Raw genomic sequence first — 15,103 nt, 5'->3', positions numbered from 1 at the left:
GCCGCAGACGAGTCCGCCGCGACGGCGAGCTGAGGCGGGTCCGGGTGCGGGGCGATTCGGGCGGGCGGCGGTCAGGCCGGCTTTTCTGAAAGCCAGGACAGGGCGTCTTCCGAGTCGTCCCGACGCCTCGTTCAGGTGCGCTGCGGTATCGGCCGTCAGACCGGTCTTCTGGACCGAATCGAGAGCGTTTTCAAGTCGCCCGTTTGCAGTCGCGCGGTCAGGCGAGCTTTCCGGAGACCAAGGCGAGGAAGGCGTCTTCCAGGTCGCCGCCCTTCTTGATGTCCTCGCCCGTTCCGTCGGCCACGATCCGGCCGTGGTTCATGACGACGATGCGGTCGGCGAAGCGGTCGGCCTCGTCGAGGTAGTGGGTGGAGAAGACGACTGTGCGTCCGGCGGCCGACAGGCCGTCCCAGAACTCGCGGCGGGCCTCGACGTCGAGGCCGGCGGTGGGTTCGTCGAGTACCAGGAGCTTCGGGTCGCCGGCCAGGGCCATGGCGAACCGCACCCGCTGGCGCTGGCCGCCCGACAGTTGGTCGACCCGCTGTTTGTCCAGGCCGCTGAGGCCGGTCTGGGTGACGATCTCGGCGTAGGGGAGGGGGGTGGGGAAGACGGCGCGGGCGAAGCGGATCAGCTCGCGGACGGTGACGCGGGGCGGCAGCCCGATCTCCTGCTGCATGACCCCGATGAGCCCGGCGTTCAGCGCGGAACGGGGATTCTGCCCGAAGAGGGTGGCGCTGCCGGTGTCGGGCGGGCGCAGCCCGAGCAGCACGTTGATGGTGGTGGTCTTGCCCGCGCCGTTGGGGCCGAGCAGGGCGAGGTGCTGCCCCTGGGGGACCGCCAGGCTGAGGCCGTCGACGGCGAGGATGTGCCGGTAGGCCTTGCGCAGGCCCTGGATGACGATGGCGTCGGTCATGTCCACGACGCTATTTCCGGCGGCCGTGCCCCTGTAGGGAGCCGAATCCCGAGTTCGGCGGTACAAAAGTCCCGTTAGAAATCTACTTTGTAAAGGAGTCCGATCTATAGAAAACGATCTTCACTACCAAAACGAAGAACCCTCACCGGCCCTTGATCCGCCGGCGACACGCCCTGGCTCTCATCCGCCTGGCTGCCACCGTCTGCGGACGCGTGGCCTTCATCGGCCGAAGAGCCCGAGCTGTTCCGGTTCCGGGGCCTTCGTCTTCGCCGGAGGGGCCTGTCGCACGGTGCGCTCCCTGATGCCGTGCTTGCGGGCGAGCTCCGCCACCTGGGCGCTGATCCGCTGCTGGTAGGCCTTGGGTGCGTATGCGCCCCGCCCGTAGAGCTCCTGATAGCGCGGCACCAGGCGCGGATGCTCGCGGGCCAGCCACTGGAGCCACCACTCGCGCGCGCCGGTGCGCAGGTGCAGCACGAGCGGGGTCAACCCGGTGGCTCCGGCCTCGGCGATCTCCTTGACGGTCGCCTCGAGCTGGGCGGGGGAGTCGGTCAGGTAGGGCAGGATCGGCGCCATCAGCACCGAGCAGGGGACGCCGGCCTCGTTGAGGGTGGCGACGGCGTGGAGCCGGGCGCGCGGGCTGGGAGTGCCGGGTTCGGTCGCCCGCCAGGCGTCGGGGTGAGTGGTGCCGATCGACATCGCGGTGGAGACCCGGGTTCGCGAGGCCGCCTCAGTGAGCAGATCGAGGTCGCGGAGAATGAGCGTCCCTTTGGTCAGAATGGAAAAGGGATTTCGATAGTCGATAAGCGCCTGAATGATTCCCGGCATGAGCCGGTAACGCCCTTCACATCGTTGATAGGGGTCGACATTGGTGCCCATCGCGATGGGCTCGCCCTGCCAGCGCGGCCCGGCCAGTTCCCTGCGCAGCAACTCGACCGCGTTGATCTTCACGATGATCTTCGTGTCGAAGTCGTGGCCGGCGTCGAGGTCGAGGTAGGTGTGGGTGTTGCGGGCGAAGCAGTAGACGCAGGCGTGGGTGCATCCCCGATAGGGGTTGAGGGTCCATTCGAACGGGACTCGGCTGGGACCGGGGACGCGGTTGATGATGCTCCGGGCCTGGATCTCGAAGAAGGTGACGCCGCGGAACTCCGGTGTGTCGATGGTTCGGACGACCGCACCCTTGGTGATCAGGGCGTTGTCGGGTTGGTCGGGGATGAGTTGCAGGTTGTCCCAGCGCATCCCATGATTGGAACATCTGTTCGAGCATGATCGCAACGGAAAGTGCGGGCAAATCGCGTCCCACCAAACGGCTAATGATCTTCTTTCGGGGGAACGACCTCGGCACACACCTTGCATCCCTGGGAGGTGCGCCATGGCCTGGTCGCAAGACGAGGAGCGGATGCTGGCGATGATCGAGCGGCACCTCACGGATGAGGATCCGAGGCTCGCCGCCCGTTTAGAGTCGTTCAACGAGCGAGTGGTGCGAGGCGAGCGAAATCGCCGCCGCACCGACAAGAAGAAACGCCGGTGGCGGCGGTCGACGGTGGTGATCGCGGTGAGCTGGTTGCTGATCGCGACGTTGATCGCGACGCTGCTGGTGATGGCGTTCCACAACGACGCGGCAGCGGTGCCCTTCTAGCCCGAAGCCGCGTGTTCGGGCTGTGCCGGGGCGATCGGTCGCCGTGACGCGAACTCGAGTCCGTCTCGATCAGCGGCGGGCTCGGATTCCGCCGTTCGTATCTGTCGCGGGATGAAAGCTTTCTTCCGTTACGGCTCCGCCTGGCCGGCCCCGCCCGCCGCCCCCGGTCCGCGCCGTATCCGGCACCAGGCACCCGCTCCCGGTGGCGCCCCGTCACGAGTAGGTGAGGCGCCCAAGACAACCAGTTCCCCACCTGGAACAGATCGGCCCCCCGGCGGTCCGTCACGGCTTCGGTGGGCGGCGCTGACCAGGCAGAGCCACAGTGGAAGAAGAAGACCCCCGCGTTAAATGCTTTGTCCGAGCGATCGTTCCCTGCGTAGGGTGCGGCGCATGGCCTCCAACTTCTGCTGCCCCGTTTTCATTCGCATCCGCCACAGCCGGGCTCTGGCCCGCTAGCGGACGCGATCTGTCGGCCTTCGTCGTAAGGCCGAGCTTGAACGGACGTTTCGCGTCCCCGGCGAGCCCAGGGCCCTTCGAGAACCCCATAAATCTCGAGGACCCGAAAGGGCAAGTGCTGTGGCGCAGAATTTCGCGCACGGGAATTATTCGCATACCCAGAAGAAGGCCAGGAACACTGGCGGTCGCACGCCCGTCGACAAGGCGCGGCGTGACCTCTCGCAGAACTTCCTGGTCGACCGGCACGCCGTCGAACTGATGGTGAAGGCCGCCGCGCCGGAAGGGCTCGTGCTCGAGCCGGGTGCGGGGGAGGGGGCGCTCACCTTCGCATTGGCCGAAGCGGGGGCGCGGGTGGTCGCCTACGAGATCGATCCCCGCTTGGCGGGGCTTCTCGCATCCCGTACAAAAGACAACAAGAGCATCGATGTGGTCAGAGGTGATTTCACGCGTGCGCGGGTACCAAGGGAGCCGTTCGCGGTGGTGGGGAACATTCCGTATTCGGTCACTTCGAAAATCGTCGAATGGTGTCTACGGGCGCCGGATCTTTCGTCGGCGACGCTACTGACGCAGCGGGAGTACGCCCGCAAACGTACCGGTGACTACGGCCGGTGGAGCCTGGTCACGGTCGAGTCGTGGCCGTGGTTCGACTGGCTGCTGGGGCACACGATCTTCCCGGAGGCGTTCCGGCCGGTTCCGTCGGTCGAGTCGTCGATCCTGCGGATCGAGCGGCGACCCGAGCCGCTGGTGTCCGACCGGCGGTCGTATCAGGAGCTGGTCGAGCTGGGCTTCGGCGGTGTCGGGGGCTCGGTTCGGGCGTCGTTGATGACCCGGTACGACGGGGTGGACGCCGCCCTGGCGGTGGCGGGTGTGCCGCGCGACGCCGTGGTGGGATACGTCCACCCCGATCAGTGGGTGACCTTGTGGCGGCGGCTGTGCTGATCAGGCCAGCCAGATCGCGGCGAGCTGGCGGGCCGCGAGGGACGGCGGCGTGGCGCGCAGGAGGGTGTCGCGGAGCCAGGCCCCCGGACCGGTCTGGGTGGTGAGGCGGGACTGGCGGGCTGAGGCGAGCATGAGTTTGTTCGCCCGAGGGCGGCGCTCGGCGTCGTAGCGGCTCAGCCGTTCGGCCGCGTCGGCTGGTTCGGCGTCTTTCAGATGCCGGACCAGCGCGGCGGCGTCCTCGAAGGCCTGGCTCGCGCCCTGGCCCAGGTCGGGGGTCATGCCGTGGGCGGCGTCGCCGAGCAGGGCGACGGTGCCGGAGGTGTAGCTGTCCAGCGGGCGCGCCAGGCAGGTGATGGGGTCGACGTGGATGTCGGCCACGTCCGTCGCCCGCAGGATCGCCGGGACGGCCGGGTGCCAGTCGGCCATCAGTTCGGCCATCTGCTCGCGCGCCTGTTCCGGAGTGGGGATGGTCGCGGGCGCGGGGGCGTCGGTGAACCAGTACAGACCGGAAGAACCGAGCGGGAACAGGCCGAACATGGCGCCGCTGTGCCGGTCGATGAGGATCGCGGTGAGCAACGCTTCGACACCTGGCACTTTCCTGAGCGTGCCGCGCAGGTCGAGTCGTCCGGTGCGGTGGGTGCCGGGGTGGCCGGGGAAGAGGCGTCCGCGCAGGCGGCTGTGGAGGCCGTCGGCGACGATGATCGCGTCGGCGGTGATCCCGCCGAGGTCGTCGACGGGGGTGGCGGTGCGGATGCGGTCGGCGGGGAGCCGGGCGCGCAGCGTGCGGTGCAGGACGGCGCGGTCGATGACGATGGTCGGGCCGTAGCGTTCCTGGGCCTTGGCGGCGTCGGTGACCAGGAGGGGGCGTCCCTTCCGGTCGCGGAGGCCGCCCTGAGCGGTCGGCGCGGCGTGGTCACGGAGGGGTTCGGCCAGGCCGAGGGTGTCGAGGGCGTTGAGGCCGTTGGGCATGACGACGATGCCGGTGCCGGTTTCGCGCAGGTCGGGGGCGCGTTCGTAAAGGGTGACGTCGTGGCCGGTCAGGTGGAGGCCGGTGGCGGCCGTGACGCCGCCGAGGCCGGCGCCGATGATCGCGATTCTCATGGGGGTCCCCGTCATTCACTACGGTCGTACTACTACGGCTATTGGTAGCATGACCGGGTGCCGCCCTCCAATCCGGACCGCCGCCGGGCCCTCACCGACGCCGCTATCGACCTGCTGGCCTCGTCGGGGGTGCACGGCCTGACCCACCGCACGGCCGAACGCGCGGCCGGGCTGCCGACGGGAACGGCGTCCAACTACTTCCGCAACCGCGAAGCGCTGCTGGTGGCGGCGGCCGAACGCGTGGTGGAACTCCACCTGGCCGACATGGACGCCGCCGCCGACCACCAGATCGGGGAGCCCGACCTGGTCGAGTTGCTGACGGAGTCGCTGCTGGGCGCGGCGACCGTGCTGCGCGACCGCTATCTGGCGATCTTCGAGCTGCGGTTGGAGGCGGTGCGCCGCCCCGAACTCAACAAGGCGCTGGAGGGGCTCCAGGCGGTCGCGACGGTGTTCACGCAGGGGCACCACGCGCAGCTGGGGCTCGCGATCCCGCCCGAGCGGGTGCCGGGGCTGATGGCGCTGTATGGCGGCGCGCTGTTCACGCTGGTCACGGCGCCGCTGGGGACCGTCACCCGGGAAGGCGTCGAGATGATCGTGCGGGCGATGGTGTTCGGCGGGGCGCCGCCGCCGGATCCCGCCGCCGGAAGCGGCCGCGCCGTCGCCGGATAAAGGCCCTTTTCCGTTACGGCTCCGCCTGGCCGGCCACCCGACCGGCTGAGGCGCCGGATTCCGTCATTGACGGTCGTCTCGTTCGATACGGTCGCGGGCATGTTTTCATCGCTGGGAGCCCGTGCGGCCCCGGCGACTCCCAAGCTGAGAGCAGGTTCTGTGATGGCATGTCGTATCAGTGAGCTCGTGCTCAGTTGCCGCGACCCTGAGGTGCTGGCGCGATTCTGGTGCGAGGTGCTGGATTTCGTCGTGCTCGATCGTGAAGACGACGGCTCCTTGGAGATCGGGTCGCGCGAGGGATTCGGCGGTCCGCAGCCGACGATCATCCTGAGCCGCAGGGATGAGCCCGAGGCGGGGAAGTCCCGGCTGCACATCGACGTGAACCCCACCGACCGCGACCAGGACGCCGAGCTCGAACGCCTGCTGAAGCTCGGTGCGCGCCTGGCCGACATCGGTCAGACGGGACAGGAGCCGTGGCACGTCCTGGTCGACCCGGAAGGCAATGAGTTCTGCCTGCTCAAGGCGCGCATCAACCCACTTTGACGCTCGTCAGGGTTCCTGGCGGGTGATGGCCGGATGCAGGGCGACGACGACCCGGTGGTCGCGGCCCCCCGGCGCCTGTTCGTCGTGGTATCTCGACACGAGTGACGCCACGGCGGCCGCCAGTTCCTCGGCGAAGGCCGCCCGGTCGCGGGCGCTGGCGAAGCGGATCGTCCCGTCGGCGGCGAACGTCGCCACCTTCTGCTGGGCGCGCTCCGACCGGGTGATCAGCGTGCCGACGTCCTTCACGAGCTGGGCGGCCAGGGCGAGCAGCCAGGCCGCCGACAGGCGGTCGGGGCGACGGGTGGGGTCGGGCTCGACGGCGGCCAGCGCGGCGGGGGAGATGACGTAGGAGCCCGCGGTCGCGCGCATCACGCGTTCGGTCACGTTGCCCTTGCGGCGTTCCTCGACCAGTTCGACGAGGCCGTGCTTCTCGAGGGTCTTGAGGTGGTAGTTGACCTTCTGCCGGGGCAGGCCGATCTTGGTGGCGAGCTGGGTGGCCGAACCGGGCTGCGCGAGTTCGGCCAGGATGCGGACGCGGACCGGGTCGAGGGACACTTCGGCGGCCGCGGGATCGTCGATCACCGCCACTTCGAGCATGGCGTCAGCGTCTCACCGACAATAAAATTTGTCAAAGAGGTCAGAAGCCACGCAGGAAGTCGGCCGCGACCGGGGCGGCCACCTTGCCGCCTCCGCCGCCACCCTCCACGACGACGGCGAACGCCACGTCCTTGCGATAGCCATGGAACCACGCGTGGGAGGGCAGCTTGGGGCCGCTGCCGTATTCGGCCGTGCCCGTCTTCCCGTAGGAGCCGCTCGGGAGCCCGGCCGCCTTGGCGGTGCCCTTCGAGACCACGGCCTGCATCATGCCGCGCAGCCCGTCGGCCACACCGTCGGCCAGCGGGATCTCCTCGGCCTTCTGCTTCAGGCCCGGTACGAGAGTCGGCGGCCGCCAGGTCCCGTCGGCGATGGCGGCGGCGACCGAAGCCATGACCAGCGGGCTGGCGATGATCTTCGCCTGGCCGAACGACTCGGCGGCCAGTTCGGCGTCGGAGGTCGCCTTCGGCATGCTGCCCTTGGTCGCCGGGACGCCGATGTTCAGCGGCTGGTTGAAGCCGAGGCTGCCGGCGGTCTTGTACAGCCCGTCGGCGCCGAGGTGTTCCTGGGCCAGCGGGGCGAAGGTGGTGTTGCAGGAGTAGGCGTAGGAGTCGCTGAAGCTGATCGTCCCGTATTCGGCGTTGTCGCTGTTGCGGATCTTCAGGCCGCCGACGTTCGCGTTCTCCGGGCAGGTCACGCTCTCGCCCGGACCGACACCCTTGGCCAGCAGACCGGCGGCGGTGACCGTTTTGAAGGTCGAGCCGGGGGCGTACTGGCCGTTGAGGGCGCGGTTGAAGTCGCCGCGGTTGTTGGCGATGGCGAGGATCTCGCCGGTCGAGGGGCGGATCGCCACGAGCGACGCGGGCTTGTCCAGGTCGCGGATGGCGTTGGCGGCGGCGTTCTGGACGGTCATGTCCAGGCTGGTCTGGACCGCCTCGCCCTTCTCGCCCTTGATCGACTCCAGCGGTTTGTCGCCCGCCATGATGTCGGTGGTGGGGGTGCCGGCCAGGCGCTTCTGGAAGGTCTCCTGCAGGCCGCCGCGTCCGATGGCCTGGTTCTTCCGGTAGGCGGGGCCGAGTTTCGCGATGTCCTTGGCGGTCGCCTTGTCGAGGAATCCGGCCAGCTGCTGCACCGAGCCGCCGACGTCGCCCCCGTCGATGCGGTTGCCCTGGGCGTCGGTCAGCGCGGCCCGCTGCGGCCACGTCGTCTTCAGCGCGAGTTTGGCGGTGCCGTCGATGCCGGGGTGGAGTGCCTGCGGTTTCCAGTCGACCTTCCACTGCCGGTCGAACACGACCAGGTCGAAGGTTCCCTGGTACGTCCAGGGCCCGACGTCCGCGATGTCCAGGGTCGCCGTGTAGGACGCCTGGTAGCGGTCTTCGCCGGCGGGCGCGACGTCGCCCAGTGTGACGTCCTTGAACGTCGCCTTGAGGTCCTTGGCGATCGAGGCCGTCACGGTGTCGAAGGTCGCCGGAACCGGGGCGACCAGCTGCGTCTTCATCGCCGCCAGGTCGCCCGCCACCCAGGCGGTGGCGTAGAGCCGGGCCGTCTCCTGAGGGGTGCCGCGCGTGTGCAGCACCCACCAGGCTCCGGCGCCGCCGCCCGCGGCGGCGACCACGCCGGCCACCGAGATGATCGCTATCGTTCGTCCCCGCACGCGGACGAGCTTAGCGAACCCCATTCGTTACAAAGTGGGATTTGTTACGCATTGGGCCGTTTGGCGTAACTGGGCACGTATTCCTGGCCGGAAAGTTCGCGGATGGCGTCCATGATCTGGTCGGTGACCTCGCGCCGGTCGCGGGCCTTGGCGGCGTCGCCCTCGAAGGTCATCGGCTTGCCGATCTTCACGCTGATGCGGTGGACGCGCGGCACCGACGCGCCGGGCGGCAGCACCTTGTCGGTGCCCTCCATCGCCACGGGGATGACGGGCGCGCCGGTCGTCAGGGTCAGCCAGGCCACGCCGATCTTGCCCTTGTAGAGGCGGCCGTCGGGGGAGCGGGTGCCCTCGGGATAGATGCCGAACAGGCCGCCCTCGTCGAGGACTCCGGCGGCGGCGTCGAGCATCGCCTGGGCGGCTCCGGCGCTCTCGCGGTCGATCGCGATGTTGCCGCTCATGATCATGCGGGTGATGGGGTTGCCGGTGAAGTATTCGTTCTTGGCCACGAAGGTGACCCGGCGGGGCATCAGCGCGGGCAGGAAGAAGGAGTCGAGAGCGGACAGATGGTTCGCGGCGAGAATCGCCGGACCGCTCTCGGGGACGTGTTCCATCCCCTCGACGCGGGGCCGCCAGACGGCGTGCATCACCGGGATGCTGACGACTTTGGCGGCGCGGTAGAACAGCGACGACAAGGGGGCTCCTCCCTCGATTGACCGCTCCAAGCCTAGGTGTCGCCACGACCCGTACACGACGATGCCCCGCGCGGTGGCGGGGCATCGTGGAGAACGTTTTAGGCCGGTGTGGTGGTCGCCTCCTCGGCGAGATGCACAACACGGTTCCAGCCGAACGGTATTCCGTGAAGGCGGTAAATGCGGCCCGGGGGACACATCCACACCGGCACTACGTAGTTAACCACACACGGGGGCCTGCTGTTCCCGGGCCCGTAGGCTGGCGGCATGCCGATCACGATCCGTGCCCTCAATCGTGCCCTGCTCGCGCGGCAGGGACTGCTCGAGCGGATGCGGTTGCCCCTGCCCGGGGTGGCCGAGCGGATCGGCGCGTTGCAGATGCAATATTGGCCCGCGCTGGGCCCGGCCCTGTGGGCCCGCGCCCACGAGTGCCCGCCCGCGTCGCCCTGGCAGGCCCACGCGACCGGCGACCTGGTGACCGGCACGCTGCTGCGCGGCACCATCCACACCGTCACTCCGGGTGACTATCCGGCCTACGCGGCGGTGTCGGCGGCATCGAAGGTGGGCTCGTTCCGGGCCGGTCCCGAACCGGAGATCGGCGAGTTGCTCGCCATGGTGCGCGAGATGGGTGAGACGCCGCGCCCGGGCCCCGACCTGGTGGCCGCGATCGACGCGTGGGTGGTCGCGAACCCGGGCGTGTTCTCCGACCGTGAGATCGAGCTGCAGCGTCTCTACCGGTGGACGTCGGTGGTGATGCGGGTCGGTTTCATCCGCGTCCCGGCCGAGGGGGAGTGGTCGCGGCGCACCCCGGTCCTCTACGCGCGCGGCCCCGTCAAGGAGCTCCCGCCGCTGCCGGAGGCGCTGGAGTTCGTGATCCGCCGTCATCTGGGCGCGTTCGGGCCGGCCGCCGCGGAGGACGTCGCGTCGTGGATCGCCTGGAACATCACGCCGGTACGCAACGCGCTGGAGGCCATGCCCGATCTGGTGCGCGACACCGACGACGACGGCCGCACCCTGTTCGACCTCCCCGGCGCGCCCCGCCCCGGGGAGGACGCCGAGGCGCCGGTGCGGCTGCTGCCGTGGTTCGACAGCACCCTGCTCGCCTACGCGCCCGGACGCCGCACCCGGATCCTGCCCGACGCCCACAAGGACCACGTCTACGTGAAGGCCAACGGCCAGCTCAAGCCGTCGTTCCTGGTCGACGGCAAGGTGGCCGGGCTGTGGACGATCACGTCCACCAAGGCCGGGGCGGCGCTGATCCTGACCCCGCTGGAGCAGGTCCCCATCCGGGCCAAGGCCGAACTGGTCGCCGAGGCCAAGCGGCTGCTGGAGTTCACCCACCACGACGCCGCCTCCCACGAGGTGGCGTTCCGGGGCTAGAGACGGGGCTAGAGCCCTTGGGCCATGCGCCGTCTCCCCAGATAGAGGCCGAGGGCGGCGGTGACGAGGGCGGCGAGGGCGCCGTACAGGACCGGGGTTTCCATGAACCCGCCGGTGAACAGGGCGCGTTCGGCCTCCACGATGTAGGTGACGGGGTTGATCGAGGCGGCGGTCTGCAGCCAGCCCGGCCCGTTCTCGATCGGGAGCAGCACGCCCGACAGCAGCAGCAGCGGGAACATGACGATCTGGGTGATGCCGTAGAACAGCTCCCCGCCGGGCGCGGAGATCATGGCCAGCACGAACGAGAGCGCGCCGAGCCCGATCCCGAACACCACCAGCAGCGTCAGCCCGGTCAGCACACCCGGGGCGTGCAGTTCGAGGCCGAGCGGGATGGCGAGGCCGATGATGAGCACGGCCTGGGCCAGCAGGACGACGAACTCCTTGAGCGTGCGGCCGATCAGCAGGGCGGTCCGGCTGACCGGGGTGACCAGCAGGCGTTCCATGGAACCGCCGATGAGGTCGATGAGAAGGAAATATCCGGACATCAATGGCCCGGACAGGCACATCATGATCAGAATCCCGGGCACGAACCACTGCCAGGCGGGTCCGGGCGTGGCGGTGCCCTCCGCCAGCAGCGGGCCGAACAGATAGAGGAACAGCAGGGGCTGGGCCATGCTGAAGGCCAGTGAGAGGGGATCTCGCCAGACGGGGGCGAACTCGCGGGAGAAGATCGTGGCGGTGTCACGGAAGAAGGCCATGGGGGGCTCCAAATCAGGCGAGGCTGCATGCGCCCGCGTGGTGAGGGGAAGGTGCGGCGGTGATGAGGGTCTCCCGATGCCGCCGACGGCGGCTGGTTGCCGGAACGACCCGCGGGTCCGGGGAAGGCGACCGCGTCGCCAAGGAAGCGAGCATCGCGGGGTTGGCTCGGGCCGGGTGAATGTCTGCGAGTCCTGGTTCAGGCGTCTTCTTCGCGGATGGTGCGGCCGGTGAGGGCGAGGAACACGTCGTCCAGGGTCGGGCGGGAGCTTTCGGCCGTGTCGAGCTTCAGACCGGCCGCATCCAGCACCCGCACGTATTCGGGCAGCGCCCGGTCGGCGGCGGCCACCCGCAGCGTGAGTCTGGGGCCGTCCGAGGTGATGTCGGCCGCTCCCGGCAACCCTCCGGCGAGTTCGGCCGCGCGGGGGATGTCGGCGGCGTCGTGCAGGGTCACCGTCAGGCGGTCGCCCGCGAGATCGCTTTTCAGTTGGCGGGCGGTGCCGTCGGCGATGATGCGGCCCTGGTCGATGACGATGACGCGTTCGGCCATCGCGTCGGCCTCGTCGAGGTAGTGGGTCGTCAGGAACAGCGTCATTCCGTGGTCGGCGCGCAGCTGGAGGATGTGGGACCAGATGTCGGCGCGGCTGGCCGGGTCGAGGCCGGTGGAGGGTTCGTCCAGGAACAGCAGGGGCGGGCGGTTCATCAGGCCGAGGGCGATGTCCAGGCGGCGGCGCTGGCCGCCGGACAGGGTCGACGGCTTGCGGGCGAACAGGCCGTCCAGGCCGACCACGGTCAGGAGTTCCTCGGCGCGGGCCTTGGCCTCGCGGCGGGGCATGCCGTGGCAGCGGCCCTGGGTGACGAGCTCGTCGCCGATGCGGAAGGTCTCGCCGGCGCCGTTCTTCTGGCCGATGTAGCCGATCCGGGAGCGCACGGCCGTCTGCTCGGTCGTGATGTCGTGGCCGGCCACGCGGGCGGTGCCGGACGTGGGCGGGAGCAGGCCGGTCAGCATGCGCAGGCAGGTCGACTTGCCCGCGCCATTCGGGCCGAGGAAGGCGACGAGCTGGCCGGGCTCCACGTCCAGGTCGACGCCGCGGACCGCGTCGACGGTGGTTTTCTTGAGTTTGTACGTCTTGGTGAGACCACGAGCGTGGATCACGGAAGCTCCTTCGGGCATGCCAAGGAAACCCCTGGTGGGGGCGGGTTGGGGATCACTCCATAGTGACCCCGCCCCGGGTGCCCAGGCAAACGTGAAATGTACGTTCACGTTCACTCTGACCTGCGGAAACGCCGTAGAGTGCTGACGACGTACGGAAGGTGAAAACAGCCTGTGAGCTGCGCGGCAATCACTTTTTGAAGATTTTTTGATCGGGAGCGATACGGTCGGATCCATGAAGTACGCGTTGATGATCTACGGCAACCAGGCGGGGTTCGCGGCGTTCTCGCCCGAGGACTTCAAGACACTGGTCGAACGCCACGACGCCTGGATCACCAAGCTTCGCGAAACAGGCGAACTCCTCCAGGCGCAAGGGCTGGAGGGGGAGGAACAGGCGAAGTCCGTACGCGTGCGCGACGGCGTCCCGGTGGTGACCGACGGGCCGTTCGTGGAGGCCAAGGAGTTCCTGGCCAGTCTCTACATCGTCGAATGCACGGCGGAGCGGGCGGTCGAGCTGGCGGCCATGCTGCCGGAGGCCGAATTCTCGGCCGTTGAGATACGGCCGGTGTTCGAAGGCCCATGACCGGTTTGGATGCGGTGACCGACCGCCTGCTGCGCGAGCTGGCGCCGCAGGTGCTGGCGGTGCTGGTCCGCCGCTGGGGCCGCTTCGACGCCTGCGAGGACGCCGTCCAGGAGGCTCTGCTGGCGGCGGCCCTGCAGTGGCCGATGGAGGGCATTCCGGCCAATCCGAAGGCGTGGCTCGTGACGGTCGCCTCCCGCCGCCTGGCCGACGAGGCACGCGGCGAACAGGCGCGCGAACGCCGCGAGGAACGCGTCGCCGCCATGCCGGGACCGGGCGACGACGTCGAGCGGCACGACGACACCCTCACCCTGCTGTTCCTGTGCTGCCACCCGTCGATCTCGCCGTCGTCGCAGGTCGCGCTCACGCTGCGGGCCGTCGGCGGGCTGACGACCGGGCAGATCGCGCGGGCGTTCCTGGTGCCCGAGGCGACCATGGGGCAACGCATCAGCCGCGCCAAACAGTCGATCAGGGAAGCGGGGGCGCGGTTCGAACCGCCGCCGGTCGAGGAGTGGGAGGGGCGGCTCGCGGTCGTCCTGCACGTCCTCTACCTGATCTTCAACGAGGGCTACGCCGCCAGCGCGGGGGCGGGCCTGCTCGACGTCCAGCTGACGGCCGAGGCGATCCGGCTGACCCGCCGCCTGCACCGCCTGCTGCCCGACGACGGCGAGGTCGCCGGACTGCTGGCGCTCATGCTGCTCACCGACGCCCGCCGCCCCGCCCGCACTGGCCCCGGCGGGACCCTGGTCCCCCTCGCCGACCAGGACCGGTCCCGCTGGAACAAGATCGTCATCTCCGAGGGCATCGCCCTGATCACCGACACCCTGCGGTCGGCCCCGCTGGGCCCCTACCAGGTGCAGGCGGCCATAGCGGCCGTCCACGACGAGGCCCCCACCGCCGGCCAGACCGACTGGCCGCAGATCCTGGTCCTGTACGAAGCCCTCCAGCGCCTCTGGCCCGGCCCCATGGTGTCCCTCAACCACGCCGTCGCCGTCGCCATGGTCGAAGGGCCCGCCGCCGGCCTCGACCTCGTGACCGCGCTCGAAGAGGACACCCGGCTGAAGGGCCATCATCGGGTGGAGGCCGTCCGGGCCCACCTGCTCGACATGGCCGGAGACCTCGACGGCGCCCGCGTCGCCTACGCCAAGGCCGCGCGACAGACCGCGAGCCTGCCCGAACGGCGCTACCTGGAGGACAAGGCACGCCAGGCGGACCCCAGAATGGACTGGTGATGCGAGAACTCGCCGGCCTGGTCGGCGACGGGGGCGTGGTGGTCCTCAGCGGGGCGGGCCTGTCCACCGAGTCGGGCATCCCCGACTACCGGGGCGAGACCGGCCGCGCCCGCCGGGCCGACCCGATGACCTACCAGACCTTCACCACCAGCGCCGTCGCCCGGCGCCGCTACTGGGCGCGCAGCCACGTCGGCTGGCGCCACATGGGCCGCGTGGAACCCAACGCCGGCCATCACGCGGTGGCCCGGCTGGAGCGGCTCGGCCTCCTCGACGGCGTGGTCACCCAGAACGTCGACGGCCTCCACCAGGCGGCGGGAAGCCGCCGCGTGATCGAACTCCACGGCGGGCTCGACCGGGTGGCGTGCCTGGCCTGCCGGGTGCGGATTCCTCGCACCGAACTCGACGCCCGCCTGAAGGCGGCCAACCCCGGCTTCGACACGGCGGTCGGTCCGATCAACCCCGACGGCGACGCGGTGCTGTCCGACGACCTGGTGGCCGGGTTCACGGTGGTCGACTGCGCAGTTTGCGGCGGGCTGCTCAAGCCCGACGTGGTGTTCTTCGGCGAGAACGTGCCCCAGCCGAGGGTCGACGAGTGCTTCGCGATGGTGGCGGCGTCGCGGCTGCTGCTGGTCCTGGGATCGTCGCTGGCGGTCCGTTCGGGACGGCGCTTCGTCGACCGCGCGGAGGCGCTCGGCATCCCGATCGCGATCGTCAATCAGGGGCCGACGGGTGGCGACGCGCAGGCGCTGCTCAAGCTCGACGCGCCTCTCGGGGAGACGTTGACCGAATTGGCCGCGACCGGCTGATC

General features: G+C 69.7%; 15 protein-coding genes and 1 pseudogene. 8 read left to right on the top strand and 8 right to left on the bottom strand.

All coding sequences use genetic code 11. From position 1 onward, the window contains the following. Positions 1-217 precede the first annotated feature (217 nt). On the bottom strand, positions 218-913 hold the full coding sequence (locus AW272_RS25070) for an ABC transporter ATP-binding protein (protein ID WP_218011051.1): 696 nt from the start codon (positions 911-913) through the stop codon (positions 218-220). A gap of 219 nt (positions 914-1,132) precedes the next feature. Beyond that, complete coding sequence (locus AW272_RS25065; RefSeq protein WP_066369819.1) at positions 1,133-2,149, bottom strand: Rv2578c family radical SAM protein; 1,017 nt, start codon at positions 2,147-2,149, stop codon at positions 1,133-1,135. A gap of 133 nt (positions 2,150-2,282) precedes the next feature. On the opposite strand from AW272_RS25065, the gene AW272_RS25060 reads away from it, so the two are divergent. Together AW272_RS25060 and erm are read left to right on the top strand one after the other, a co-directional pair. After that, positions 2,283-2,549, top strand: coding sequence for a DUF3040 domain-containing protein (locus AW272_RS25060; RefSeq protein WP_066369817.1), 267 nt, complete (start codon positions 2,283-2,285; stop codon positions 2,547-2,549). A gap of 634 nt (positions 2,550-3,183) precedes the next feature. Beyond that, positions 3,184-3,944, top strand: a pseudogene (gene erm / locus AW272_RS25055) (23S ribosomal RNA methyltransferase Erm). Here the strand turns inward: erm and AW272_RS25050 are convergent. Beyond that, positions 3,945-5,045, bottom strand: coding sequence for an FAD-dependent monooxygenase (locus AW272_RS25050; RefSeq protein WP_066370412.1), 1,101 nt, complete (start codon positions 5,043-5,045; stop codon positions 3,945-3,947). It abuts the pseudogene before it with no gap. 57 nt (positions 5,046-5,102) lie between these two features. On the opposite strand from AW272_RS25050, the gene AW272_RS25045 reads away from it, so the two are divergent. Continuing rightward, a complete protein-coding gene (locus AW272_RS25045; protein WP_066369815.1) occupies positions 5,103-5,714 on the top strand; it encodes a TetR/AcrR family transcriptional regulator in 612 nt (203 codons plus the stop codon). A 162-nt stretch (positions 5,715-5,876) separates the two neighbouring features. Then, positions 5,877-6,257 carry a VOC family protein gene (locus AW272_RS25040; protein WP_066369812.1) on the top strand — a complete coding sequence of 127 codons (381 nt, stop codon included), beginning with the start codon at positions 5,877-5,879 and terminating at the stop codon, positions 6,255-6,257. A gap of 6 nt (positions 6,258-6,263) precedes the next feature. Here AW272_RS25040 and AW272_RS25035 read toward each other — a convergent pair whose 3' ends face one another. The 3 genes from AW272_RS25035 to AW272_RS25025 are packed head-to-tail and all read right to left on the bottom strand — an operon-like array spanning position 6,264 to position 9,197. Further along, complete coding sequence (locus tag AW272_RS25035) at positions 6,264-6,854, bottom strand: ArsR/SmtB family transcription factor (RefSeq protein ID WP_174551856.1); 591 nt, start codon at positions 6,852-6,854, stop codon at positions 6,264-6,266. Between the two features lie 40 nt (positions 6,855-6,894). After that, on the bottom strand, positions 6,895-8,505 hold the full coding sequence (locus AW272_RS25030) for a penicillin-binding transpeptidase domain-containing protein (RefSeq protein WP_245657717.1): 1,611 nt from the start codon (positions 8,503-8,505) through the stop codon (positions 6,895-6,897). Between the two features lie 44 nt (positions 8,506-8,549). Next, entirely contained in the window at positions 8,550-9,197 is a 648-nt protein-coding gene (locus AW272_RS25025) for a lysophospholipid acyltransferase family protein (RefSeq protein WP_245657716.1), read from the bottom strand. 264 nt (positions 9,198-9,461) lie between these two features. Here AW272_RS25025 and AW272_RS25020 point away from each other — a divergent pair, with 264 nt between their 5' ends. Beyond that, positions 9,462-10,574, top strand: coding sequence for a winged helix DNA-binding domain-containing protein (locus AW272_RS25020; RefSeq protein WP_066369802.1), 1,113 nt, complete (start codon positions 9,462-9,464; stop codon positions 10,572-10,574). 8 nt (positions 10,575-10,582) lie between these two features. Here the strand turns inward: AW272_RS25020 and AW272_RS25015 are convergent, their stop codons facing one another. Both AW272_RS25015 and AW272_RS25010 read right to left on the bottom strand, forming a co-directional pair. Further along, positions 10,583-11,332, bottom strand: a complete 750-nt coding sequence (locus AW272_RS25015; protein WP_066369800.1) for an ABC transporter permease — start codon at positions 11,330-11,332, stop codon at positions 10,583-10,585. Between the two features lie 197 nt (positions 11,333-11,529). After that, positions 11,530-12,486, bottom strand: coding sequence for an ATP-binding cassette domain-containing protein (locus tag AW272_RS25010; protein ID WP_066369797.1), 957 nt, complete (start codon positions 12,484-12,486; stop codon positions 11,530-11,532). A gap of 232 nt (positions 12,487-12,718) precedes the next feature. Here AW272_RS25010 and AW272_RS25005 point away from each other — a divergent pair, with 232 nt between their 5' ends. The 3 genes from AW272_RS25005 to AW272_RS24995 are packed head-to-tail and all read left to right on the top strand — an operon-like array spanning position 12,719 to position 15,101. After that, positions 12,719-13,066 (top strand): YciI family protein, encoded by a 348-nt coding sequence (locus AW272_RS25005; protein WP_066369793.1) that lies wholly within the window; start codon positions 12,719-12,721, stop codon positions 13,064-13,066. Continuing rightward, positions 13,063-14,295, top strand: coding sequence for an RNA polymerase sigma factor (locus tag AW272_RS25000; RefSeq protein WP_066369790.1), 1,233 nt, complete (start codon positions 13,063-13,065; stop codon positions 14,293-14,295). The genes AW272_RS25005 and AW272_RS25000 overlap by 4 nt, the downstream gene beginning before the upstream one ends. After that, positions 14,295-15,101 carry an NAD-dependent protein deacetylase gene (locus tag AW272_RS24995; protein WP_066369785.1) on the top strand — a complete coding sequence of 269 codons (807 nt, stop codon included), beginning with the start codon at positions 14,295-14,297 and terminating at the stop codon, positions 15,099-15,101. Before AW272_RS25000 ends, AW272_RS24995 begins: the two co-directional genes overlap by 1 nt. Positions 15,102-15,103 lie beyond the last annotated feature (2 nt).

The organism is Herbidospora mongoliensis, from assembly GCF_001570545.1.
Lineage (GTDB): Bacteria > Actinomycetota > Actinomycetes > Streptosporangiales > Streptosporangiaceae > Herbidospora > Herbidospora mongoliensis.
Note: the sequence above shows the minus strand (reverse complement) of the source record. Positions and strands in the feature narration are given on the sequence as shown.